Origin of the sequence: Candidatus Thalassolituus haligoni (assembly GCF_041222825.1) — a bacterium.
Taxonomy (GTDB): Bacteria; Pseudomonadota; Gammaproteobacteria; order Pseudomonadales; family Oceanobacteraceae; genus Oceanobacter; species Oceanobacter antarcticus.
Map to the genome: position 1 here is coordinate 3,796,168 of NZ_CP139482.1, position 22,766 is coordinate 3,818,933.

The following is a 22,766-nucleotide window of genomic DNA, read 5'->3' on the forward strand; positions in this document are numbered from 1 at the left end:
GGGTATCCTCAGCTGGTCAGCACGACGGCGCTATCCACATCCCAGTACAGGTGTACCCGTTCATGCCAGGTAAAACGGGCACCGCTGTCGCGGGAGGTATTGGGCTGGGTCACACGGACTTCCTTGCCGCTGTCGAGGCGTACACGGAAGACCGACAGGCTGCCCATGTAGGCGATGTCTTCGATCACGCCGGAGCAGGTGTTGTCGGTTTGTACCGGTGGCTCGTGGCTGATGAGCATTTTTTCTGGCCGGATGGCCACGCACACTTCCTGATTGGGTGCACAGCTGATGCCATGGTTGAGGTACACGCTTGGCTCAAAGTCGTTGCAGCGAATACGCACGCGATCCGGTTCGTCTTCCGTCACCCGACCATTAAGCAGGTTGACCGAGCCGACAAACCGGGCGACAAACTGGCTGTTGGGGTATTCGTAAATATCATGGGGTTCACCCACCTGGACAATGTTGCCCTGGTTCATCACGCCGATGCGGGTCGCCAGCGTCATGGCTTCTTCCTGGTCGTGGGTCACCACCACAAAGGTCACGCCCAGCTCTTCCTGAATGTTCACCAGCTCAAACTGGGTTTCTTCGCGCAGTTTTTTATCCAGCGCTCCCAGCGGTTCGTCGAGCAGCAGCAACTTCGGACGCTTTACCAGTGAGCGCGCCAGCGCGACCCGCTGGCGCTGGCCACCGGAGAGCTGGTGTGGCTTGCGTTTGCCGAGATGGCCCAGTTGCACCATGTCGAGCATATCGGCCACGCGACGCTTGATGTCGACGTCGGCCAGCCGCTGGCGCTTGAGGCCAAAGGCAATGTTTTTTTCAACGCTCAGATGCGGGAACAGCGCATAAGACTGAAACATCATGTTCACCGGTCGATTCCACGGCGGAATGCCAGCCATGTCCACATCGTCAATCAGAATACGGCCACTGGTCGGCTGTTCGAACCCGGCCAGCATCCGCAGCAGGGTACTTTTGCCCGAACCGGAGCCGCCCAGCAAACAGAACAGCTCGCGCTTGTAGACTTTCAGGCTGATGTTGTCGACGGCGGTAAAGTCACCAAACTGTTTGGTCACCCCGTCAAAGAAGACAAACGGATGGGCATTGGGGTCGCGCCACAAGTCTGGCGTGGGTGCCGTCAGCGGGTTGGTTTTCGGGGCGGGTTGTTGTGCTGTTGTCATAACCTGGCTACCAGTTAGACGGGGGCTGCCCCCCTCGGGAATGGCAGCACCGCCCGGATGTTTCTCCGGGTCGGTGCGAATATCAATTAACGGCCGGTTTTGACGTTTGACCAGGCACGGTTGAGCACGCGGTCAAACTTGGCTGTGTGGGCTTGCTGGGTAAACAGCTTGGCTTTCACGGCGGTACTTGGGTAAATGCCCGGATTGCTGATCACGTCTTCGTTCAGGAATGGCTCGGCAGCGGTGTTCGGTACGGCGTAATAGACGTAGTTGGAGATACCGGCTGCGGTTTTTGGCTCGAGGACAAAGTTGATGAACTGGTAAGCCGCGTCTTTATTGGGGGCATCGGCAGGAATCGCCATCAGGTCAAACCATACCAGCGTGCCTTCTTTCGGAATGACGTACGCCACTTCCACTCCCTGTCCGGCTTCTTCTGCGCGGCTCTGGGATTGCAGAATATCGCCGTTGTAGCCCAGCGCGACACAGATTTCACCGTTGGCCAGATCGGAGATGTACTGGCTGGAATGGAAATAACGGTAGTTGTCACGATTGGCTTTCATCAGGGCTTCGGCTTTGCCGAGGTCGCTTTTGCTTTCTGAGTTGGGGTCAAGGCCGACGTAGTTGAGGGCGATCGACATCACTTCAGCCGGAGAGTCCAGCAAGCCAATGCCGCAGTCTTTCAGCTTGGCAGAAATTTTTGGATCAAAGATCAGGTCGAGGGTATCGACAGGCATCTCACCCAGTCGCGCCTTGATCATTTCCACGTTGTAACCCAGACCAATGGTGCCCCAGGCCCATGGCACACTGTGGGCATTACCGGCATCGTGACGGGCGACTTTTTCCAGCAGGGTCTTGTCGAGGTTGCCGTAGTTGCTCAGCTTGCTGCTGTCGATGGTGGCGTAGATACCGGCCTGAATCTGACGTTCAAGAAAAGCACCGGTCGGTACTACCAGGTCGTAACCGCTGCTGCCCGTCATCAATTTGGCTTCCAGCACTTCGTTGGAATCGTAAACGTCGTAGTTCACCTTGATGCCGGTTTTTTGTTCGAATTCAGCCACCGCTTCCGGGTAGATATAATCCGACCAGTTGTAGATATTCAGTTCCTTATCAGCGGCCAGAGCGCTGGATGCGGCCGTCAGCGCGCATACAGAGGCCATCAGAGCAGACAGTTTGAGCATATGTTTCTCCAGAAATAACACGTTAGTCGAGCAACCTTGATCGTCACGCTACGGATGCCGCCGAGGCATTCCCATACCCCCCAGGGGCTAGATCCCCGGTGGGCTTTATACAGGCCAGTAAAATCAGGCCCTGTAGAGCCAATAGTGGCTTATTTCCGCCACAAGCTGGCCGACAATGTTCACATTACCAGCCGCGCCACCCTGCGAATCTGAGCCGCACTGGTCACATCCAAAGCCAGCACAGTACTCCACAACCAAAACAGGCGACCCGATGGGCCGCCCACTGTTGTCACTCAGATTGTGGTGTCGATGGTGTCATTCATTGTTTGTCGCACCCGTCTTGTCGCTGACGCGACCAGTGCCAGGCTTGTGCTGCGGTTACAGCAGGCCGAGGTACGACTCATATTCAATGTCGGAAATACGGCTGTTCAGCTCGGTAATTTCCTGGCGCTTGATCGCACAGAAAACATCCACAAACTCATCGCCCAGGTATTCACGCAGCACTGCACTCTTGTCCAGCGCCTTGATGGCGTCGTCCCAGCGATAAGGCAAACGCGTCGACTCGTGGGAATCGGCATAGGCATCGCCTTCCATCGGTTCTGGCGGAACGAGTTTGTTATTCAGGCCATACAAAGACCCGGCCAATACGGCCGCCAACACCAGATACGGGTTAGCGTCGGCACCGGACACCCGGTGCTCCAGCCGCCGTGCTTCCGGGTCACCTTCCGGTACCCGTACTGCAGTCGTGCGATTCTCATAACCCCAACAGGCAAATACCGGCGCATGGGAACCGTCCTGAAAGCGGCGATAGGAATTCAGGTGCGGCGCAAACAGCAGCATCGAGCTAGGCATCAATTCCAGCAAACCGGCAATCGCCTGGGTCAGCATCTCGGTGCCTTCTTCGCCGCCGTTGTCGAACAGGTTGTTACCATCTTTGTCGACCAGGCTGAAATGCACGTGAAAGCCGTTACCGGAATGTTCGGCGTAAGGCTTGGCCATAAAAGTGGAAGTGTAACCGTGCTTGCGGGCAATGCCCTTGACCAGACGCTTGAACCAGATCGACTGGTCACCAGCGTTTAACGGGTCGGAGACGTGCTTGAGGTTGATCTCGAACTGACCCGGCCCCAGCTCGGAAATAATGGTATCGGCCAATACACCCTGTACATCACAGGCGGCACGCACTTCAGCAAAAAACGATTCCAGGCCATCAACGTCTTCAATTGAGTAGGCATCGGTGGTGTTGAGGCGGCGACCATGGCCACGATCCAGTACCGGCGGACGCGGACGCTGCACTTCTTCGGAATCGCCATCCATCAGATAAAATTCCAGCTCGGTGGCCATCACCGGATACCAGCCACGTTCATGGAAACGGTCGACGATGTTTTTTAATACCTGGCGCGGATCGACGTTAAAGGGCGAGCCGTCCGGGTTCATCATCATCGCCTGCAACTGATGGCGCTCTTCGCCAGCCCAAGGCACCAGAGTCGGTTTGTCTTGCACGGGTATACAAATACCGTCGTTGTCACCGGTTTCGAACACCAGGCCGTTATCAGGGACATCACCGCCCCAAAAATCGACACCGATAACGGAGCGTGGCAACTTGACGCCCTCTTCATAGACTTTATCCAGCGAGCTGCCTAACAGGCGTTTGCCTCGCAGGTTGCCGTTCAGATCGACGATAAAAAGATCAAAATCATTTTGCATGGAACACCTGGTCATGAAGGAGCACAAGGAAAGAAGGGGCACACAAACGCTCTGGCTGCCCCGCCTGTGTTGTGCTTGAATATCCCGAATTGTGATCACATATTCGATGACAGGCAAGTAGCAAACACGAGCAAAAACCGCAGACAGAGCGCTATCAGCATGGATAAACACACCCCGATTGATCTCACCCTAACTGAGCGCCACAGCGCTGTAACTATCACCCAGTGGGTATACAGCACACTGCGCCAGGCCGTATTGCTGGGGAAAATAGCGCCAGGGCGTGCTCTTACCATACGCGAATTGGCGACATTGCTCGATGTATCCCCAATGCCCATCCGCGAGGCTCTACGCCAGTTGTCGGCAGAAGGGGCATTGGAAATTCTCGAAAACCGCCGCGTTATGGTGCCGAAAATGACGGCGATGAAATTTGCCGAGCTGGTTGAAGCCCGCATCTGCCTCGAAACCCACAGTGCTGTGCGCGCCATGCCCTACATTGATGAAACCCGGCTGGCCCAGCTGGAAGAGCTCGACAGCCGCATTGATATCGCCAGCGAGACCGGCAACAGCCACGATGTAACCCGGTACAATCAGCAATTCCACCGTCTGCTTTACACCGCCAACCCGCATCAGGTTACCCAGTCGTTAATCGAAAGTCTGTGGCTGCAACTGGCGCCGTTTATGCAAGTCGCCAGCGAAAATCTTGATGATTATTACCAGGTCGATCGCCACAAGGAGGCCGTTGCCGCCATTCGTGAGCGCGATTCTCTGGCCTTACAAATGGCCATCAGCGCTGATATTCGCGACGGTTGTGCTTTTGCCTCCTCACCAGAACAGCTGCAACAATTGCTCGGTTAGCAAGACCCGGCTGCCGGGCCGCTGCCATTTGTATTCCTCATCGCCTTAACAACATCTCTTTGCATGGCTTTTCTTTGCAGGACTTCGCTTCGCACACATTTCTTCGCCGACGCCGCCTGATACGCATATTTTGTCGTCGTCCGCTATTGGACAATCTGGACGATTGGTGATTTCAGGCCAGTCATTTTGTACAGCCATTGACCAATTCATTTTGTGATCACAAAATTGTGATCACATTTAAAGAATTAAGGTACGTGACATGAGCCACGATTCCAACACCACTACTGCAACCAGTCATTCCTCCCTGCAGCAGAGCGACGCCCGTTTCCACCTGCATCCGTTCACCAACACAACGCGCCTGAACAACAAGGGTGCACGGGTGATCACTCACGCCGACGGGGTGTACATCTGGGATGAACAGGGCCACAAGATTCTCGATGGCATGGCAGGCTTGTGGTGCGTCAATCTGGGTTATGGCCGTGAGGAGCTGGCCGAAGCCGCCGATGCCCAAATGCGCACACTGCCTTACTACAACACCTTTTTTCAAACTACCCATGGCCCCGCAGTCGAACTGGCTGAAGCCATCGCCAGTGTGACGCCTGGGGATCTGAACCGGATTTTCTTCGCCAACTCCGGCTCAGAAGCCATTGATACTGTGATGCGTCTGACCCGCCACTACTGGGCGCTCCAGGGCAAGCCATGGCGTAACATTCTGATCAGCCGCGAGAACGCCTACCACGGCAGCACCATCGGTGGCACCAGCTTGGGCGGTATGGGTGGCATGCACAAACAGGGAGGGCCGCTGGTGCCGAATATCGAACGTATCCGGCAGCCTTACTGGTATGGCGAAGGCGGTGATCAAAGCGAAGAAGCATTTGGCCTGCTAGCAGCGCGGGCACTGGAAGAAAAAATTCTCGCGGTTGGGCCAGACAACGTCGCCGCGTTTGTGGCAGAACCGATTCAGGGTGCCGGTGGCGTGATCGTACCACCCGCCAGTTATTGGCCCGAGATTCAGCGTATTTGCCACAAATACGACATTCTGTTGGCAGTGGATGAAGTCATCTGCGGTTTTGGCCGCACTGGCAACTGGTTCGGCAGCGATACCTTTAATATCCAGCCAGACATTATGTCGATGGCCAAGGGCTTGTCTTCCGGCTACCTGCCGATTGCAGCGGTTGCGGTCGGTGATCGTATTGCCAACACGTTGATGGCGCAGGATGAAGACTTCAACCATGGCTTCACCTATTCCGGTCACCCGGTCGCCGCCGCAGTGGCATTAAAAACCATCGACATCATGAAAAATGAACATATTGTTGAGCAAGTCCGTGACAACACCGGCCCTTACTTCCAGAAAACCCTGCGTGAAAGCCTGTCTGATCACCCGTTAGTGGGCCATATCGAAGGCATCGGCCTGATCGCCGGTATGGCACTGGTGCAAGACAAGGTCAGCAAAACCCTGTTTCCATCAACGCTGGACATCGGCCTGATCTGCCGTGACCACTGTTTTGATAATGGCCTGATCATGCGTGCGGTCGGCAGCCGCATGGTATTGTCGCCACCCTTGGTGATCAACAAAGCAGAAATCAACGAACTGTGCCAAAAAGTCCGCCTCTGTCTCGACCTGACACTGGCCAGTGCACAACAGGCAGGAGCACTCTGATGTCTGAGACAACCGCAACCAAAGCGTTGGCGAATCTGGTCGATCACATTCGCCTGACCAGTTTTCCGAAGGAGTTGGCCAGTTACCTCACCAGCCTGGCGCATTTTGATACCTGCCTGATGCTGGTGTTTGTTCCCGGTGCGAAACCAACGCTGATTTACACCGAGACTGACGCACCCAGCGCAGCATTGGAAACTTACCTGCACCACAGCTATCTGCTCGACCCGCTTTACTGCGCTCTGCAGCAGAGCAGTAGCAACCAGATTACCGGGTTAAGCCGCCTCAGCAACATCGCCCCGGATTCCTTCACCCAAAGCGAATATTTTAATAGCTGCTATCAGGAATTTGACCTCGTTGACGAAATCAACCTGGTCATCGAACTGGCGGAAAACCGCTACTTCACCCTTTCTCTCGGTCGCAAATCCAGCCTTGGCAGCATCACCCGTGCAGAAATGAACCGGCTGCAGGAACACTGCGCCATGGTCAGTGCATTGATTCGCCAATTCTGGCTCTCCAACGCCGATGAATATCTGCCCAACGGCCAGAGCCGCAGCACCCTGACCCAGGCATTACGCACTTTCGGCCAGGGCGTCCTGACCCGCCGCGAGCAGGAAATCACCGCCCTGATTCTGCAAGGCCACAGCTCCCAGTCCATCGCCGAGCTGCTCAACATCTGTGTTGGCACCGTCAAGGTACATCGCAAAAACATCCATGGCCGGTTGAACACCTCGCAACAAAGCGAAATTTTCACCCTGTTCCTCAACCACCTCAGTGAAATGGATATGCGTATCGTCGCCTGAAAGGATCGGCCTTGCCCGTAGGGACCGGCTCCGTCCGTGTCCGCCAACCGGCTCCGTCCGTGTCCGCCAACCGGCTCCGTCCGTGTCCGCAAACCGGCTCCGTCCGTGTCCACAAACCGGTTCACACGTATTCGGACAGCCACGGAGGGCGTCCCTACCATTGACCGCCATTGATACAACGTAGGGACCGGCTCCGTCCGTGTCCACCCAACCGGTTCACACGTATTCGGACAGCCACGGAGGGCGTCGGACAGCCACGGAGGGCGTCGGACAGCCACGGAGGGCGTCGGACAGCCACGGAGGGCGTCCCTACATTCAGGCACAAAAAAACCGGCAGAGCCGGTTTTTAAATTTACAGCGATCAGGCCATGCGAGGCATCACGCCAGCGTTGCCAACGCTTCGGTCAGCGCTGCAGTCAATTCCGCATTGCTCAGCTCACCTTTCTCAACATCAAAGTTATCGTAGAACGACGGCACCGACAGTTGAGCTTTCACGTCCATGGCGAAATACGGCGCGGAACCCACAGCAGTCGCTAATACACTCTGCGCACCACCAGGGCCAGGGGAAGCTGCCATTACCACGACCGGCTTGTTCTGATAAACCTTCTGATCGATACGGGAAGCCCAGTCAAACACGTTTTTATACGCCACACTGAATGAACCATTAAACTCACCAAACGAGATCAGCACGGCATCGGCTTCGCCGACTTTCTTGAAAAACGCTTGGGCAGGTTCAGGAATACCAGACTCCTGTTCACGATCAACACTGTAAATTGGCATCTCGAAGTCATTCAGATCGAGGATTTCCAACTCAGCGCCAGTGGTCTGCTGCAGCTGCTTGGCCGCATGAGTGACCAGCTGCTTGTTAATGGACTGACGGCTGTTAGTAGCGGCAAACGCTAATACTTTCATGCGGTGGCTCCTTCAAGATGAAGATTGGTTGATGAGGTGCACCTTACATTAGCCACACAGATTAATTAATAGCGTTTTTGTGGAGTTATTGTTTCCACCTGACTATCAATAAGCCATTATTCACGCCGTCAGTACCCAACATCTCGTGATGTGAGAAAAGGAGACAGCATGACTTACAATGCCCACCTGTTGGACGGCATCATCATCTTTGCCGAAGTGGTCAGTGCTGGCAGCTTCACCCGTGCCGCCGACAACACCGGGCACTCCACCTCCTACATCAGCAAAGAAATCGCCCGACTTGAAGAACGCCTCGGCACCCGCCTGCTCAACCGCACCACCCGCTCACTGCACTTGACCGCCGAAGGCCGACTCTACTACCAGCAATGCCAGCAAATCATTGCCGATGTCAGCAATACCCAAAACGCCCTGATGGGCCAGCAACAACAACCCACCGGCACCCTCAAGGTCAGCTGCCCAGTCAGCTTTGGCATGGCCCAGATGCGCGGCATATTCTCCGACTTTCTGCAGCATTACCCGCAGGTCGGCCTCGAAATCGACTTCAACAACCTCAAGGTCGACATCGTCGCAGACGGCTTCGACGTCGTGATACGAGCCACCCCGCAACTGGAAGACTCCAGCCTCATCAGCCGTCGCGTTATGCGTTCACGGGCCGTGACACTCGCCGCTCCGTCCTATTTGCAACAATACGGAACTCCGCAACGGCCAGAAGAACTCACCGAACATCACTGCATCACCTACACCTACCTGAAAACACCGCGTCTCTGGCACTACCGCAACCAATACGGCAAAGACATCCAGGTCGAGGTAAACAGCCGGGTCAGCAGCAACAGCTCAGAAATGGAAATATCCCTCTGCCTCGCCGGACAAGGCATCGCCCGCATGCCCTCATTTTTATTCACCAACGAAATCAGCAGTGGCCGACTCATCGAACTGTTTACCGACTACCAACCGATGGTGATTGATATCTACCTGATCTACCCCAGCCGCAAACACATGTCTGCCAAAGTACGCTGCTTTATTGATTTTGTTGCCGAGCGACTGGCACAACGCACCGGGATATAAACCTGGCGCTTGCTGTTTCCCTTTGCAAATTTCACACTCCCGATATTCGGTAGCCGTACCAAACCAGCCAATCAGGAGGCAGTCCGCCCAATACCTGCCTCGTATTACTGTGCCATCCGGAATCGACTGATCCATGGCGATTCCGGCATTGTGACGATAAGGTCTGGAGCATTATTCAGAATGAGCTGCCAGAACCGGAAAAACGGCGGCAGTGACGGCAGCACAACAACCGGGCACGACACCTCAACGACAAGGAACCCCATGAGCGACATCAAGTTATTCACTCTTGAGCACGGCAAATATTCTCTACGGTTTTCCAATGTACGACGAACAAATGCAGGCTGACATACATACAGGGAAAGTGATTATCGGCGGTTGCGAAATGCCGGTAATCAATCAAGCCGGTGAATGGGACAGCCCGTACTGGCCATGCAGCCAGTGCGGCTGCGAGATATACAAGCAGGAACATTTGCCACCGTTACCCGACAAGTAACCCGGGCACTTTGACCAAGCACTTTGACCAAGCACCTTGACCAGGCATACTGACATCAGACATTTCCGACAGCACCCGATGCACTTCCACTCACCGCCGCCAGGCGCTACGCTGTGATCCGCTTTGTTGACGGGATAACGTCATGCAAGCACTCACCACTTTACGTAGCTGCAAACACGAACTTCAGGATTGCGTTGGAGTACGGGAATTATCTCTGTTTGGCTCAACCGCTCGCGTCACCAACACCGGCAATAGATAATGATACTGCCTGGATTAATTATTCTTGGAGTAATCCTTCGGCAACTCTTCTAAAGGGGACATATATAGACGCTCCCGCGGTGTCAAGGACGACTTCACCCTGGCACCTCCAAATGCCCTTCTTTTTTCCTGTTGACCCTTCGTCGTTCGTTGCGATGACAGTGGCAGTTCTGACATATATCCGGCTTCTGTTCGGGATCAGCTCCCGCAGCCCTGATGAAATCCGAACCCTGGCACCTTTAACATCTATTCGATCTGACCACGCCGATCGTGTCCCGCTCAGGCTCTACCAGGGACGGATTGCCCCGTTACATCATCAAACAACGACTACCCGATGGGTTCTTGCTTTCAGGCCGGATTAAAGACCGTTTGACGTGTCAAAACGCTCCAGATAATCCGCGCCAGTTTATGCGCAATGGCGACAACGCCCTTGTGCAATCCGCGACGCTGGACGATGTCTATCATCCAGCGCGCCAGATTTGTGTCTTCGTTTCGCTTGGCCCAGCGCAGTGTGTGACGTGCAGCCTGCACCAGTAATTTTCTCAAGTAGGCATCCCCACGCTTGGTAATCCCTGACATCACCGATTTATGACCACTGGCCTTTTGTCTCGGCGTTAACCCCGTCCACGCCGCAAAATCCCGGCTGTTATGAAAGACCTCCGCATTGCCCACCGTACTCTTGATGGCCGTCGCGATATGAGCCCCGATTCCAGGGATAGAGATCAGGTTCTGGCATTGCTGATCCTGTTCGCCATAACGCTTTAATTCTTCGTTAATGTGATCAATCCGACGCGATAACAGGTCATATTCAGTCAATGTCCAATTCAACTCCGACTGCATCATGCCAGACAGCTCACCTTGTTCCAGAATCTCGCGCAACCCTTTAAACACAGCATTGATCCCGATGGGAAAGATATAACCGTAGTCCGTCAACAAACCGCGCATCTGATTGCAAAGCGCAGTGCGATCCTTGACCAGCCGTTCTCGCATTCGATGCAGGCTCTGAACATCCTGTTGACCCAATGACTTGATCGGTACAAACCGGATATTGGGTCTCATGGATGCTTCATAAATGGCCAGAGCATCGTTCTGATCGTTCTTGTTGCCCCGCACAAATGGCGTGACATGCTGGGCCGGAATCAACAGTACCTGATGGCCTTGTTGCTGAAATAACCTGGCCCAGTAATGCGAGGAATAACAGGCCTCCATGACGACTCTGGAGGGTGTTTGCTCCAGCATGAATTGCCTGAATTTCTCCCGGCTGAGGCGTAACTGCTTCGATACCTTGTTGTGCCCGGAGACGATGCAGATCTGAAAAACGGACTTTGCAAGATCGATGGCGATGGTACTAATATCATTCATGTGGACGCTCCTCATATTGACGTTTTGCTCGTAACAAAACCTTAGCGCATTTGACGCTGGATCATATGGGGAGCGTCCATCTCATCATCTATTTAATCCGGTGCTCACTCTGGGCCACCGGATGGTTTCGAATCACGAAGCCGACTTGCAGGCCTGACGGGTCAAGTCAAAAGTCGGCGACACCGAGTCGAGATCATCCGGCAGCCCCCGAAGGGCGCGGGTTGCCGCCGTCCAGTGCGGTGTTGACGAATTTGAAAAGGACTCGTCATTTCGCTGCATTCGTCGCCTTGCCCTGAACAACGGCAACACTCGCGCAGAGCCGTGCAGGATTAAATAGATGCCCCCCCAAGAAACCCCCGGTTAAAACTGCTAACGTACGCCATTGAACGCATAACAGGAGCACAGAGTGAAAATCGAGTCTCTGTCGATCAAAAACTTCCGCGTATTCCAGTCAGTGGAAATCACGAAGATGCCGGGCCTCTGTGTCTTTGTCGGAGCCAACGGTACGGGTAAAAGCACCCTGTTCGATGTGTTTGGTTTTCTCAAGGATGCTCTGGCTGGCAACGTCCGTACTGCCTTGCAAAAACGGGGTGGTTTTCATGAAGTCGTCACCCGTGGCCACGCCCATGAAGCCATCGAAATTTCGGTACAATTTCGGTTATTGATCAACGACGTAGAACGTCTGGTGACCTACCGGCTGGAAATTTGTCTCGACAATAATCGCCCTGTCATTGCCAGCGAAATACTCAGATACAAACGTGGTAAATATGGCTCTCCCTATCACTTTATCGATTTCCAGAAAGGCAAGGGTTACGCCATCGTTAATGAAGACGATTTTAATAAAGAAGACTCAGAGCTGGAGCGAGAAGAACAAACCCTGGACAGCCCGGATATTCTGGCCATCAAGGGACTGGGCCAATTCCAGCGTTTCAAGGCGGCCAGTGCCTTCCGGCAGCTGATAGAACATTGGCATGTGTCTGACTTTCACATCAGTGAGGCTCGCCCATCGCAGGATGCCGGTTATGCCGAACATCTGTCGGTCAGAGGCGATAACACCGCGCTGGTAGCCCAGTATCTGTACGAACAACACCCGGATATCTTTAGCCAGGTACTGGCAAAGATGAAACAACGGGTTCCTGGTATCAAAGATGTCAAGGCGATCGAAACAGATGATGGCCGTATTCTGCTCAAGTTTCAGGATGGCTCATTCAAAGACCCGTTTATTTCTCGTTATGTCTCTGATGGCACTATCAAGATGTTCGCGTACCTTCTGTTGCTTCATGACCCGGCCCCTCATCCACTACTCTGTGTCGAAGAACCCGAGAACCAACTGTATCCCAGCTTGATGCCCGAACTGGCGGAAGAATTCCGTCTTTATGCCGAACGCGGAGGACAGGTTCTGGTGTCCAGCCACTCCCCCGATATGCTCAACAGTATTCAGTTATCAGAAATTTTCTGGCTGAAAAAAGAGCAAGGACTGACGATCATTCAACGCGCCTCTGACAATCCGTTGCTGGTCAACCTGGCGGCTGCCGGAGACCTGCCCGGTGCACTCTGGAAACAAGGACTGTTTGATGGAGTAGACCCTTGATATGACCATGCTGGTGTTTCTGCTGGAAGAGCCTTCGGCCAAAAAGGTACTTGATGAAATACTGCCCAGATTCCTTCCCACAGAGGTGACTTTTATCTGTATACCTCATGAAGGGAAGACCGATCTGGAGCAATCCATTCCCAATAAACTACGAGGCTGGAACGTCCCGAATAGCTGGTTCGTTGTCGTAAGAGACAAGGATCAAGGGGACTGCATTGCGCTCAAACAACGACTGAAACAACTCTGCACCGACAATGGGCGACCTGAAACCCTGGTACGTATCGTGGTTCACGAACTGGAAAGCTGGTTTCTGGGAGACCTTGCAGCAGTCGCCCATGCTTTTAACCAACCGACACTGGCCAAAAAGCAAAACAGCAAGAAGTTTCGCAACCCGGATGCTCTTGCAAACGCCCAGCAGGAACTGAAAAAGCTGATCAAGGGTTACCAGAAAAACTCCGGTGCTCGGGCCATCGCTCCCCATTTATCCCTGATCGATAACCAGTCAGAAAGCTATCGGCAATTTCTGAGCGGTGTCACTCGTTTTCTGAATGAATGCCGCGCAGCAGACCACCAAGCAGACAGGAATAAACCATGAGTTTTCCTGAACAAAAGATCATTGCTCTGGCGCAACAGCGCCCCGAAGTGCAGGTTGTCTGGCTCTACGGATCACACGCCAAAGGCAATGCAGGCGCATACTCGGACATTGATCTGGCTGTTGCATTCGACCCTGTGCAATTGGCCAACAAGCTGGAAACCCGTTTGCGTCCGGAGCTGTTAGCGGAAGACTGGCGGCAGCAATTGGGGTTGTCAGAAAACGGACTTTCGATATTGGACATTAATCAATCGCCCATTCCGCTTGCCTATTCGGTGATATCCGCGAATCGGGTACTCTGGAGCGCCGATAAAGGGCGGCGATTACAAGAAGAAGCCCGGATCATGTCGATGATGGAGCTGGACTACCAAAGTTTCTCCACGACCCACAACGGAGGCATCCATGACAGATAGCGCTTACCTGTATGCCATGAAAAACTCTCTGGCCCGATGTCGGGCTGAACTGGACGAGCTATCCGGTCTGCTGGCCCAGCGTTCACTCTCAAACCTTGAATACCGTGCTGCCGAGCGCACCTTACAAATCACCATCGAAAGCTGTATTGGCATCGCCAAACACTGGGCCAAAGCCTTGTCTGGCAGCAGTCCTGAAAATGCCGGTATGGCCTTCGAAATACTGGCACAACACCAGCAACTGGAAACCCAGTCACTGGTCGGATGGCGCAAGGTCATTGGTTTGCGAAATGTCCTGGTTCACGATTATCTGAACGTTGACCCGGACATTGTCCGCAGCGTGATTCAGGGTGGCTACACCCGGCAGCTATTTGAGTTTGCCGAACAGGGACGAGAGTGGCTGGCGAAGCATTAACCAGCACTCGATACACTCATAAAAGCTGCACTCTGAAAACTGGTATTAAATGGAACGCTGGCTCTGATCAGCCAGAGAATAAGAATGAAAAACATAGATTTTTCAAGCACATCAACGAACTATGGGCCAAATACAATTCATTTATAGATGGCAAGCTGGCAACTCAGTATGTCATTCCGAGCGAGAATCCCTTCTCAAATTGGGATGCCTCGGATCGTTATGCTAACGAAAATGAATTCACTCAGGAACGCGTGCAACAACACCAAAAAGCTGCAAAATCCATCCAAAAACTGGTTAAAGACTACCAACTGAGCCAAGAAAAACCATGATCACCTTTGACCAGATCACCTCGACTCTTCAGGCAATATTTGCCCAACACTTACCGTTACTGACGGAGCTTGGCACCGTGCTGATTAACCGCGACCTGAACGGTCGTGTGCGCCTGATTCTGTCGGAAACCGTTGAAAATGATGCAGAACTGACTTCGCGACTGCAGCCATTGCTTGAAGCCATCAGTGAACAACTGGCTCCACATGCATGGCCCGCAGAGAGACTAGTACTGTTTGAAGAAAATCTGGACGCAATAAAAAAAGAAGCTCCAGGTTTTGCGCTTGACGGGTTCGATGACGTATTCATTGTTGACCGCCTGGCGACGGAAACCGACTGGCAAACCATAACCCAAGCATCTGAATCTGGCCCGGCCCGTGTGGTGTTCTTCTCCATCAAAGGTGGCGTTGGCCGTTCTTCGGCTCTGGCTGCTACGGCTTGGTCTCTGGCGCAGGCTGGTAAAAAGGTTCTGGTGCTCGACCTTGATCTGGAATCCCCCGGTCTCTCGACTGCGATTCTGCCTCTCGAAAAGCAGCCCGCTTACGGTATTACGGATTGGCTGGTCGAGGATCTGGTCGATAACGGCGATAACGTCATGCAACACATGGTCGCCAGCAGTGATTTATCTCGTGATGGTGAGATTCTGGTCATACCTGCCCATGGTGCACATCCCGGCGAATATATTTCCAAGCTGGGCCGGGTCTGGATGCCCAAACTGCAGGCCAACGGCAGCCGCGAAAGCTGGTCGCAACGTCTGCAGCGGCTGATCCTACAACTCGAAAACAAGTATCAGCCCGATATTGTGTTGATCGACTCCCGCGCCGGTATCGACGAAGTCGCTTCCAGCTGTATTACCGATCTGGGCGCCAGATTGATCTTGTTGTTTGCGATTGACGGCAGTCAGACCTGGAGCGGTTATAAAATTCTGTTCGAACACTGGCAGCGCAGTCACTCTATTATCGACATCCGCAAACGCCTGCAAATTGTCTCGGGATTAACCCCGGATACCGATACCATCAGCTATCTCGAACGTCTGCGGGAAAACGCCTGCAATCTGTTTGCCGACACCCAATACGACGATATTAAACCCGGAGAAGTGATAGGCGACAGCTGGAACTTTGAAGAATCCGATGATACAGCTCCGCACTCGCCCTGGGCAGTACACTGGCACCGCAGTTTTACCGGATTACAATCGTTGCATGGGCGACTCATCGAAATTACACATTAGCAAATGCTTGTAGCCGATTGTTGATACTGGTTCCACCGAATAGATAATCAACGATACCACTCTCAGGATTTAAAGATCCTAACCCTGCCCTTGCAACTGGATCACCTGCAGCCAACCTGGATTCCCAAAACTCTTGGATTTTTCCGTCGGCTACAAGTTGGCGTTCAGCATCTGTAATGGAGTAGTCCTTTTGTGCATCTCCCTGATGCATAAAATCATTAAACAACTGCTGCATGGCACCAGTCATTGCACCATTGACAAACCCTTGCGTACCACCACCCGTAATCACGGATGTGGTGCCGCCCACGATTGCTCCCAGCATGGCATGACCCATGGCGCTGTTCATAGCGGAATGCCAGCTTTGTGGTGCCATCTCGACCATTTGCTGTGGCAAGGTATTGGCTGCAAACGAGGAAGCAGCTCCACGCCAGAAACTGCCACCACTTGCCCGAGACGATGCTCCACCCACCAACATATGCAACCCGACTCGCTCAGCCCCGGTAATGGAACCAGCCTGTGCCAGCTCACCAATCCCGTATGATGCACCAACAGTAACAGCCGCAATCGCTGCCGTCTTCAAACCAACCTTGAAGCCCTTGGCAATGATCCCGGATGATATACCTTGAATCGCCACACACCCCATCCCTGCGGTTGGAGCCGCCGTCGCAGCACACCCCGCCGCCGCCGGCAATAACGCAAACGTTCGGGGGTTACTGGCCGCTTTTTCGCGGAACCAGGCACCAGACTGGTCGGTATATTAGCGTTGCTAGTCGTCCTGTTTGACCCCCGGCTGCCAACATAACTGCCCAGTTTACTGACCGCCCTGGTCAGGGATCTAACCGGATTCCAGAGATAACCACTCGGGTCAACCAGACTGACCGGGTTGTTCATTACATAGCTGTAACGGTTGAACGACTGGCTGTTGGCCCGCAACAACCGGGACATCCACCAATGGCTGATGAGCAGCAAGAGTTTATCCTAGCTGCTGCATAGGCCCTGGCGTAGTCATTGAATGCATCGGAAATCCGGTTTTCGTCTTGTGAATCTCTGGTTTTCTCCAAATTACAGAATGCTGATTTGGGTGGTTGTCCGGGTTGTCTCTTGCGGGTTGCCTCCTGATTGACTCTGCTTGAACTCCAACGAGTATTGCGTCGTCTTTTTCTGATTTTTGCAGGCTGGCATTGGGCACCTTTTGCTGAGTCAAAAGGGGTTCGTAAAAGCAGGGCAAAATCATGATCCTCCGGGACGTTCCGCCAGACAGCCGTCATCCATTTCAAAGATCCGGTCAAAAAGATCGAGGCTGCGGTGGTCGTGGGTGACCACCAGCACCGCTGCCCCGGTATCCTTGGCCACACGCTGGAACAGGGTCATGACCTGACGGCCACGCTGACTGTCGAGTGCGGCGGTGGGTTCGTCGGCCAGCAGCAGTGGCGGGCGGTTGGCCAGAGCGCGGGCGATGGCGATTCGCTGCTGTTCACCGCCAGAGAGCTGACTGGGCAGGTTGTCACGCCGATGGGCGACTTCCAGATAGTTCAGCAGTTCCATCGCACGTACGCTGGCAGGAGCCCCGCGTACACCGTTGACCTCCAGCGCCAGCAGCACATTTTCCAGCCCGGTCAGGAAGGGAATCAGGTTGGGTTTCTGGAACACAAAACCAATGCAGGCGCGGCGAAAGGCCCGGTGGTCGCCAATCGTGGCGCGGGCGCCGCTGGCCAGTTGGCCATGCAGCCACACTTCACCCTCGGTCGGTTCATCCAGCAGGCCTGCCATCATCAATAACGTTGACTTCCCTGCTCCACTGGGTCCCAGCAAACCCGCCATCTGACCGGCCTGCAGTTGCACGTTAATCCGCGACAGAGCAGCCACGGCCATGTCTGCGCTACCATAGACCTTGCTCACCCCGCGCAACTCCAGCGCGGGAACTGCCAATACCGGTTCCCGGAGCGGTAAAACAGCCGTCATGACAACACCTCCCGAGCCTCGACCTGCATGGCCTTCCAGATACCCAGTAACGCCCCCACACCACAAAGCACCAGCACAATGGCCGCGAACATCAGAAAATCCTGCGGTGGCTGTACCAACCGCCGTGGAAACAAGGGCCAGATCAAGGGCCCCAGCAGCACCGCGATACCGTAGCCCAGTGCGCCCAACGCCAGTGCCTGCTGCAGGATCATGGAGACAATAGGGCCGTTGGGGCTGCCAATCAGTTTCAGCAAGGCAATTTCGTGCTGCTTCTCCAGTGTCATGGTGTAGATGGTCACCGCAATCACCACCGCACTCACCAGCAACAGTACCGCCGTGAACATCAAGATCTGTCCGCGCAAACGACCCAGCCGCCCGTAGAGAAACACGGTGCGTTGCTCCTCGGCACTCAAAACCGTTACATCGCCCCAGCGGTCAATGGTGCGACGCACCTCCGTGACATCGGCAGAGTCCTCCAGCTCCAGCATGATAGCGGCGACATTGGCAGCGCGAACACTTGGCACCGGCCGCCCGGCAGCGCGGGCAATCGCCACCGCATCCGCCGGACGGTGAGTCTGAACGTCCAGAGCATCGTTGATGCCCAGCGCCACCACCGGATTGCCGCTGGAATCCAGATAATGACGCGCCAGACCAACGACCACACAGCGAGTACCGTCCAGATGCAGCTCATCACCGAGGCGCAGACCTGTGGATTCGTCAGCAATGGCCTCGCCACGTCCGGCTGCCAGTGGACGTCCGGCCAGTAGCGGAATCCACTCACCGCGATCGGCCGGAAAATCCAGCCCGATCAGCGAGCCACGCACGGTATTGCCGTGAATTTCAAAACGCCGCGACTGCAGTGTGAACTGGCGTGCCGCCCGTACCCCCGGCACTGACAGCGTGCGCGCCAGCGTGCGGCGGTCAATGGAAGAGCCTTCGGCGAATGGCCCTTCGGTGCCAGCCTGGATCACCCACAGGTCGGCCCCGGAATCATCGATAATGGCCAGCGCATCACTCACAATTCCGTGATAAAGCCCGGTCATCGACATCGCCGCGAGCAAGGTCAGGCCAACGCCCAGCCCCGTTAACAGAAATCGCGCCAGGTTGGCCCGAATGTCCTTTACAGCCAGATTCACGGGGTCACCTCCGCCGCCAGAGCCGGTATGCCTGCACAGGATGGCCCGGAGCAACCTTCCGGCGACCCAGCAAGGACAGGCTGCACTTCCACCATAGCCCGCTCACCCAGTGCCCAGTTTGGTGGTAATGACATCAGCTGCAGATCAACCGAAAACTCTCGTGTGTCCGTGTCTACCATCCGGTTCAGCCGCACAACCTGCGCTGCAATCGGGGTCAATGGTTGCGACTTCAGCCATACCTGAGCCTTGTCTCCAGGCCGGATCCGGCTCAACAGAGACTCGTCGAAACGCGCCTGCACCCGCAGCGAGTCCGGATCCACCAGGGTCAGACCAGGCTGGCCCGGAGCCACCACATCACCAACGCTGCAGTGACGGGCAATGACAACACCGTCAAAGGGGGCTCGCAGGGTAGCGTCCTCCAGACGGGCGCTGGCCGCCAGCCAGTTGGCCTGTGCCTGCGCATGGGCAGCCTCGGCGGCTCGCCATTGCGACTCTCCGGCCTTCGCATCCAGAGCCGCCGTGCGGGCAGCCGTCTGACGGGCGTCCAGTTCACTGACAGCAAGAGCCCCCGGAGACAGCCGTGACAACTGCTCCGCCCGCTCGCCATCGAGCCGGGTCTGCTGGTGCAAGACGGTGGCACGCTGCAGTGCCAGCCGTGCCACAACCTCGGCCTCACGGGCGTTATCCCATCCAGCCCGAGCAGCGGCCAGATTGGCCTCCAGCTCTGCAGCATCCAGTTCCAGCAGGACCTGCCCGCGTACCACAGGGTCACCGACATCCACCACTATCGATGCCACCCTCAGAGTGCTGCGACTGGCCAGCAGCGCTTCCTCCCGCGCTACCAGCTCTCCCGCTCCCCGCATGGGCAGCGCTCCGGAGGTTCGCTCCGGGTCCAGGGTGTCAGCTGCCGTCCCAGGCTCAGGCAACAGCAACAGGACAGGCCAAAAGGCCAGCAGCAGAGCAGCCAGCCACCAGTACACAGGGCCTCGCAGCGGCTCTCTCTTTGGGGTGTTCTCCATTCCCTGATGACCGTTTCAGCGCTTGCCACGCTGTTGCGCCAGGTAGTCGGTAATATCCTCCAGACTCAAAGCACCTTTTTTGTCGGTATCAATAGCATCGTAGCGCTTGTAAACCCTGGGCATACCGGTCTCGGCTTCCTCACGACTGAGCAAACCGTCATGGTTGGTATCCGCTTGGGTAAAACGCTGCTGCAGTTCGTCCAGAATGCGTTGCTGACGCGTATCGTCCTCAGCCCGGATTTCAACGGCGCTCGCCAACAGCAGCAAACCCAGTGGCAGTGACAATATCAATCGGAACATGGGGATTCTCCTTGTGGAATGGAGTCTGACTCACACAGGTTGCCCATCAACCGGCGTTGCAGACCATGACGCCATACTGAACGGCCGGTGTGGTGCAATCATGGCCGCCAACAGGCGGTGTATGGCAACGTATGGCACAATGGCCGGTCTGCCATCGTTTGCCATAATTTCCTCTGGTTCCCTCCGGAAGGCCTCTCTAGAATTGCACCACGACCCCGATAACAACGAAGATACCTCATGAACGATCCGGTCAAGGTATTGGTGGTGGATGACGAAGCCGAACTGCGCGGTTTACTGCGACGCTACCTCAGTGATCAGGGCTGTCAGGTGCGCGCCGAGGCCCACGCCGGAACGGTGAGCACCCTGCTGGCCCGCGAACGCTTCGACGTACTGGTGCTGGATCTGATGATGCCCGGCGAGGACGGGCTGAGCCTGTGCCGACGCCTGCGTCACGAAGGCGAGACCATCCCCATTCTGATGCTGACCGCCCGGGGCGACCCGGTCGACCGGGTGGTCGGGCTGGAAATGGGGGCTGATGACTATCTGGCCAAACCCTTCCATCCACGCGAACTGCTGGCACGCATCCTGGCCCTGGTGCGTCGTCAACACATACTGGGAGCCCACCTCGGGCCGACTCAGAACAGCCCGCTGCGCTTTGGCCCGTACAGCCTGCATCTGGACAGTCACAGTCTCGACCGGGACGGCGAGAACGTACCGCTGACCAGCGGCGAATTCCGTTTGCTCAGCACTCTGGCCCGGCACCCCCGCCGCCCATTGGGACGGGATCGCCTGATCGAGCTGGCCTACGGCCGGGATCATGTCGCAACCGACCGTGCCATCGACTCACAGATCATGCGGCTGCGTAAACTCATCGAGACCGAGCCCTCTGCACCACGTTTTATCCAGACCGTATGGGGCGTGGGTTACGTGTTTGTTCCTGACGGCAACCGGCGGCACCAATGAATTGGCCACGTACGCTGGTCAGCCGCCATGCCTTGATGTTGATCGGAGTCATACTGGCAGGGCAACTGCTGGGGGTCAGTCTGGTCAGCCGACTGATTTTTCTACCACGTGCCGAACACCTGGCCGAACTCACTGCGCGCCAGCTGGAGGCCATACAGGCTGGCCTTGCCGAACTGCCGGAGGCGCAACGCCTAGGATTTATCGAACGTTTCAACCGCCACGCCCGGCCTGACGATCGTCAGACGGATACCCGGAATGCGCCCTGGCGTGTACTGCGGCGACAGCTGGATGCCGACATTGTAAAAGCCTTGAGCAAGCGGCTGACCAGCCAACAGATGATAGTGGAACCCTGGCCCGACCACCCCGGCAATCTGCTGGTCAGCATGCCGCTGGATGGCCAGATCTATCGGCTGGTGCTGTCGGAAGTCGTGCCCGACAGCAGCACCCACGGCGCACTGCTGACCATGACCGCTGTTGGCATCCTGCTGGCATTGGCCAGCGCCCTGTGGCTGCAACGTCGCCTGCATCGACCACTGGCGCGGGTCGTGGCTGCTGCCGAAGCGGTAGTCCACGACGAACGACCGCCACTGCTGCCGGAAGACGGCCCTCTGGAAATCGCTACTCTTAGCCGCAGCTTCAACCTGCTGGTCGAAAGTCTGTCGAGTGCCGAACAGGAGCGCGCTCTGATGCTGGCGGGTATCTCCCACGACCTGCGTACACCGTTGACCAATTTGCGGCTGTATGTCGAACTGCTGCCTGCGGACACCGAAGCCGATCTGCGTGACGGTATGGAGCGAGGCATCGATCAGATTGATGCCGCTATCAGGCAGTTTCTCGACTTCGCCAATCCCGGCAGCGCCGAGCCGGAGCAAGTGCTGCAATTGCACGAGCTGGCCCTGGACGTGGTCCGCCAGCTGCCCGATCGGCAACAGGCCATTCAGCTGGAGCTGCCCGCCGTCACCGCAGTGTGCGGCCGGCCTCTGGCGCTGCAACGGGTTATCAGCAATCTGCTGATCAACGCCTGGCGGCACGGCCAGCCACCGATTTCTCTGCATACAGGAGAGTGCAATAGCGACGTCTGGATTGAGATCCGCGACCACGGCCCCGGTATCACCGCCACTGAAGCCCGCCACCTGCGCCAGCCGTTTGTGCGCGGTGAAACTGCCCGCAGTGGTACGCCCGGCACCGGCCTGGGCCTGGCCATCGTCGAGCGTATAACCCGGATGCACGGCGGCCGACTGGAACTGCTCCCGACTCCTGGTGGCGGTCTCTGCGCGCGGGTCAGGCTGCCCGCAATCACACCGGAAAGGACTTGATGACCCGTTGATTTTGACGTCCTCTCG

General features: G+C 55.7%; 23 protein-coding genes. 12 read left to right on the plus strand and 11 right to left on the minus strand.

Annotated features, from left to right (window positions below; all coding sequences use genetic code 11):
- Nucleotides 1-8: 8 nt before the first annotated feature.
- The 3 genes from SOJ49_RS17130 to SOJ49_RS17140 all read right to left on the minus strand — a co-directional run bounded on the left by SOJ49_RS17130 (nt 9) and on the right by SOJ49_RS17140 (nt 4,057).
- The gene (locus tag SOJ49_RS17130; RefSeq protein WP_369855698.1) at nt 9-1,175 is read right to left on the minus strand and encodes an ABC transporter ATP-binding protein; all 1,167 of its coding nucleotides are present in this window, start codon (nt 1,173-1,175) and stop codon (nt 9-11) included.
- 86 nt (nt 1,176-1,261) lie between these two features.
- Nucleotides 1,262-2,353 (minus strand): polyamine ABC transporter substrate-binding protein, encoded by a 1,092-nt coding sequence (locus SOJ49_RS17135; RefSeq protein WP_369855699.1) that lies wholly within the window; start codon nt 2,351-2,353, stop codon nt 1,262-1,264.
- A 378-nt stretch (nt 2,354-2,731) separates the two neighbouring features.
- Nucleotides 2,732-4,057, minus strand: coding sequence for a glutamine synthetase family protein (locus tag SOJ49_RS17140; RefSeq protein ID WP_369855700.1), 1,326 nt, complete (start codon nt 4,055-4,057; stop codon nt 2,732-2,734).
- A gap of 159 nt (nt 4,058-4,216) precedes the next feature.
- Between SOJ49_RS17140 and SOJ49_RS17145 the strand changes: the two genes are divergently transcribed.
- The 3 genes from SOJ49_RS17145 to SOJ49_RS17155 all read left to right on the plus strand — a co-directional run bounded on the left by SOJ49_RS17145 (nt 4,217) and on the right by SOJ49_RS17155 (nt 7,372).
- Nucleotides 4,217-4,912 carry a GntR family transcriptional regulator gene (locus tag SOJ49_RS17145; RefSeq protein ID WP_369855701.1) on the plus strand — a complete coding sequence of 232 codons (696 nt, stop codon included), beginning with the start codon at nt 4,217-4,219 and terminating at the stop codon, nt 4,910-4,912.
- A 259-nt stretch (nt 4,913-5,171) separates the two neighbouring features.
- The gene (locus tag SOJ49_RS17150) at nt 5,172-6,572 is read left to right on the plus strand and encodes an aspartate aminotransferase family protein (RefSeq protein ID WP_369855702.1); all 1,401 of its coding nucleotides are present in this window, start codon (nt 5,172-5,174) and stop codon (nt 6,570-6,572) included.
- Nucleotides 6,572-7,372 (plus strand): LuxR C-terminal-related transcriptional regulator, encoded by an 801-nt coding sequence (locus SOJ49_RS17155; protein WP_369855703.1) that lies wholly within the window; start codon nt 6,572-6,574, stop codon nt 7,370-7,372. The genes SOJ49_RS17150 and SOJ49_RS17155 overlap by 1 nt, the downstream gene beginning before the upstream one ends.
- A 378-nt stretch (nt 7,373-7,750) precedes the next feature.
- Here the strand turns inward: SOJ49_RS17155 and SOJ49_RS17160 are convergent, their stop codons facing one another.
- Complete coding sequence (locus SOJ49_RS17160) at nt 7,751-8,284, minus strand: NADPH-dependent FMN reductase (RefSeq protein ID WP_369855704.1); 534 nt, start codon at nt 8,282-8,284, stop codon at nt 7,751-7,753.
- A 168-nt stretch (nt 8,285-8,452) separates the two neighbouring features.
- Here SOJ49_RS17160 and SOJ49_RS17165 point away from each other — a divergent pair, with 168 nt between their 5' ends.
- A complete protein-coding gene (locus tag SOJ49_RS17165) occupies nt 8,453-9,367 on the plus strand; it encodes a LysR family transcriptional regulator (RefSeq protein ID WP_369855705.1) in 915 nt (304 codons plus the stop codon).
- Nucleotides 9,368-10,466: 1,099 nt separating this feature from the next.
- Here the strand turns inward: SOJ49_RS17165 and SOJ49_RS17170 are convergent.
- Nucleotides 10,467-11,480, minus strand: a complete 1,014-nt coding sequence (locus SOJ49_RS17170; RefSeq protein WP_369854977.1) for an IS110 family transposase — start codon at nt 11,478-11,480, stop codon at nt 10,467-10,469.
- 132 nt (nt 11,481-11,612) lie between these two features.
- A complete protein-coding gene (locus SOJ49_RS17175) occupies nt 11,613-11,759 on the minus strand; it encodes a hypothetical protein (RefSeq protein ID WP_369854690.1) in 147 nt (48 codons plus the stop codon).
- 127 nt (nt 11,760-11,886) lie between these two features.
- Between SOJ49_RS17175 and SOJ49_RS17180 the strand changes: the two genes are divergently transcribed.
- The 6 genes from SOJ49_RS17180 to SOJ49_RS17205 are packed head-to-tail and all read left to right on the plus strand — an operon-like array spanning nt 11,887 to nt 16,043.
- Nucleotides 11,887-13,071 (plus strand): AAA family ATPase, encoded by a 1,185-nt coding sequence (locus SOJ49_RS17180; RefSeq protein WP_369855706.1) that lies wholly within the window; start codon nt 11,887-11,889, stop codon nt 13,069-13,071.
- 1 nt (nt 13,072) lies between these two features.
- Nucleotides 13,073-13,666: a DUF4276 family protein gene (locus SOJ49_RS17185; RefSeq protein ID WP_369855707.1), complete on the plus strand. Its 594-nt coding sequence runs from the start codon at nt 13,073-13,075 to the stop codon at nt 13,664-13,666.
- The gene (locus SOJ49_RS17190; RefSeq protein ID WP_369855708.1) at nt 13,663-14,076 is read left to right on the plus strand and encodes a nucleotidyltransferase domain-containing protein; all 414 of its coding nucleotides are present in this window, start codon (nt 13,663-13,665) and stop codon (nt 14,074-14,076) included. Before SOJ49_RS17185 ends, SOJ49_RS17190 begins: the two co-directional genes overlap by 4 nt.
- Complete coding sequence (locus SOJ49_RS17195) at nt 14,066-14,488, plus strand: DUF86 domain-containing protein (protein ID WP_369855709.1); 423 nt, start codon at nt 14,066-14,068, stop codon at nt 14,486-14,488. Before SOJ49_RS17190 ends, SOJ49_RS17195 begins: the two co-directional genes overlap by 11 nt.
- Complete coding sequence (locus SOJ49_RS17200) at nt 14,470-14,817, plus strand: hypothetical protein (RefSeq protein ID WP_369855710.1); 348 nt, start codon at nt 14,470-14,472, stop codon at nt 14,815-14,817. Before SOJ49_RS17195 ends, SOJ49_RS17200 begins: the two co-directional genes overlap by 19 nt.
- Entirely contained in the window at nt 14,814-16,043 is a 1,230-nt protein-coding gene (locus tag SOJ49_RS17205) for a tyrosine-protein kinase family protein (RefSeq protein ID WP_369855711.1), read from the plus strand. Before SOJ49_RS17200 ends, SOJ49_RS17205 begins: the two co-directional genes overlap by 4 nt.
- Here SOJ49_RS17205 and SOJ49_RS17210 read toward each other — a convergent pair.
- From SOJ49_RS17210 to SOJ49_RS17230, 5 genes are all read right to left on the minus strand, one after another.
- The gene (locus SOJ49_RS17210) at nt 16,033-16,677 is read right to left on the minus strand and encodes a hypothetical protein (protein WP_369855712.1); all 645 of its coding nucleotides are present in this window, start codon (nt 16,675-16,677) and stop codon (nt 16,033-16,035) included. The two genes, SOJ49_RS17205 and SOJ49_RS17210, sit on opposite strands and share 11 nt — an antisense overlap.
- A gap of 596 nt (nt 16,678-17,273) precedes the next feature.
- Nucleotides 17,274-18,005 carry an ABC transporter ATP-binding protein gene (locus SOJ49_RS17215; protein WP_369855713.1) on the minus strand — a complete coding sequence of 244 codons (732 nt, stop codon included), beginning with the start codon at nt 18,003-18,005 and terminating at the stop codon, nt 17,274-17,276.
- Nucleotides 18,002-19,141 (minus strand): ABC transporter permease, encoded by a 1,140-nt coding sequence (locus tag SOJ49_RS17220; RefSeq protein WP_369855714.1) that lies wholly within the window; start codon nt 19,139-19,141, stop codon nt 18,002-18,004. Before SOJ49_RS17220 ends, SOJ49_RS17215 begins: the two co-directional genes overlap by 4 nt.
- On the minus strand, nt 19,138-20,121 hold the full coding sequence (locus tag SOJ49_RS17225; RefSeq protein WP_369855715.1) for an efflux RND transporter periplasmic adaptor subunit: 984 nt from the start codon (nt 20,119-20,121) through the stop codon (nt 19,138-19,140). Before SOJ49_RS17225 ends, SOJ49_RS17220 begins: the two co-directional genes overlap by 4 nt.
- Nucleotides 20,122-20,175: 54 nt before the next feature.
- The gene (locus SOJ49_RS17230; RefSeq protein WP_369855716.1) at nt 20,176-20,460 is read right to left on the minus strand and encodes a hypothetical protein; all 285 of its coding nucleotides are present in this window, start codon (nt 20,458-20,460) and stop codon (nt 20,176-20,178) included.
- Between the two features lie 237 nt (nt 20,461-20,697).
- Between SOJ49_RS17230 and SOJ49_RS17235 the strand changes: the two genes are divergently transcribed.
- Complete coding sequence (locus tag SOJ49_RS17235) at nt 20,698-21,423, plus strand: response regulator (protein WP_369855717.1); 726 nt, start codon at nt 20,698-20,700, stop codon at nt 21,421-21,423.
- Entirely contained in the window at nt 21,420-22,739 is a 1,320-nt protein-coding gene (locus SOJ49_RS17240; RefSeq protein ID WP_369855718.1) for an ATP-binding protein, read from the plus strand. Before SOJ49_RS17235 ends, SOJ49_RS17240 begins: the two co-directional genes overlap by 4 nt.
- Nucleotides 22,740-22,766: the final 27 nt, after the last annotated feature.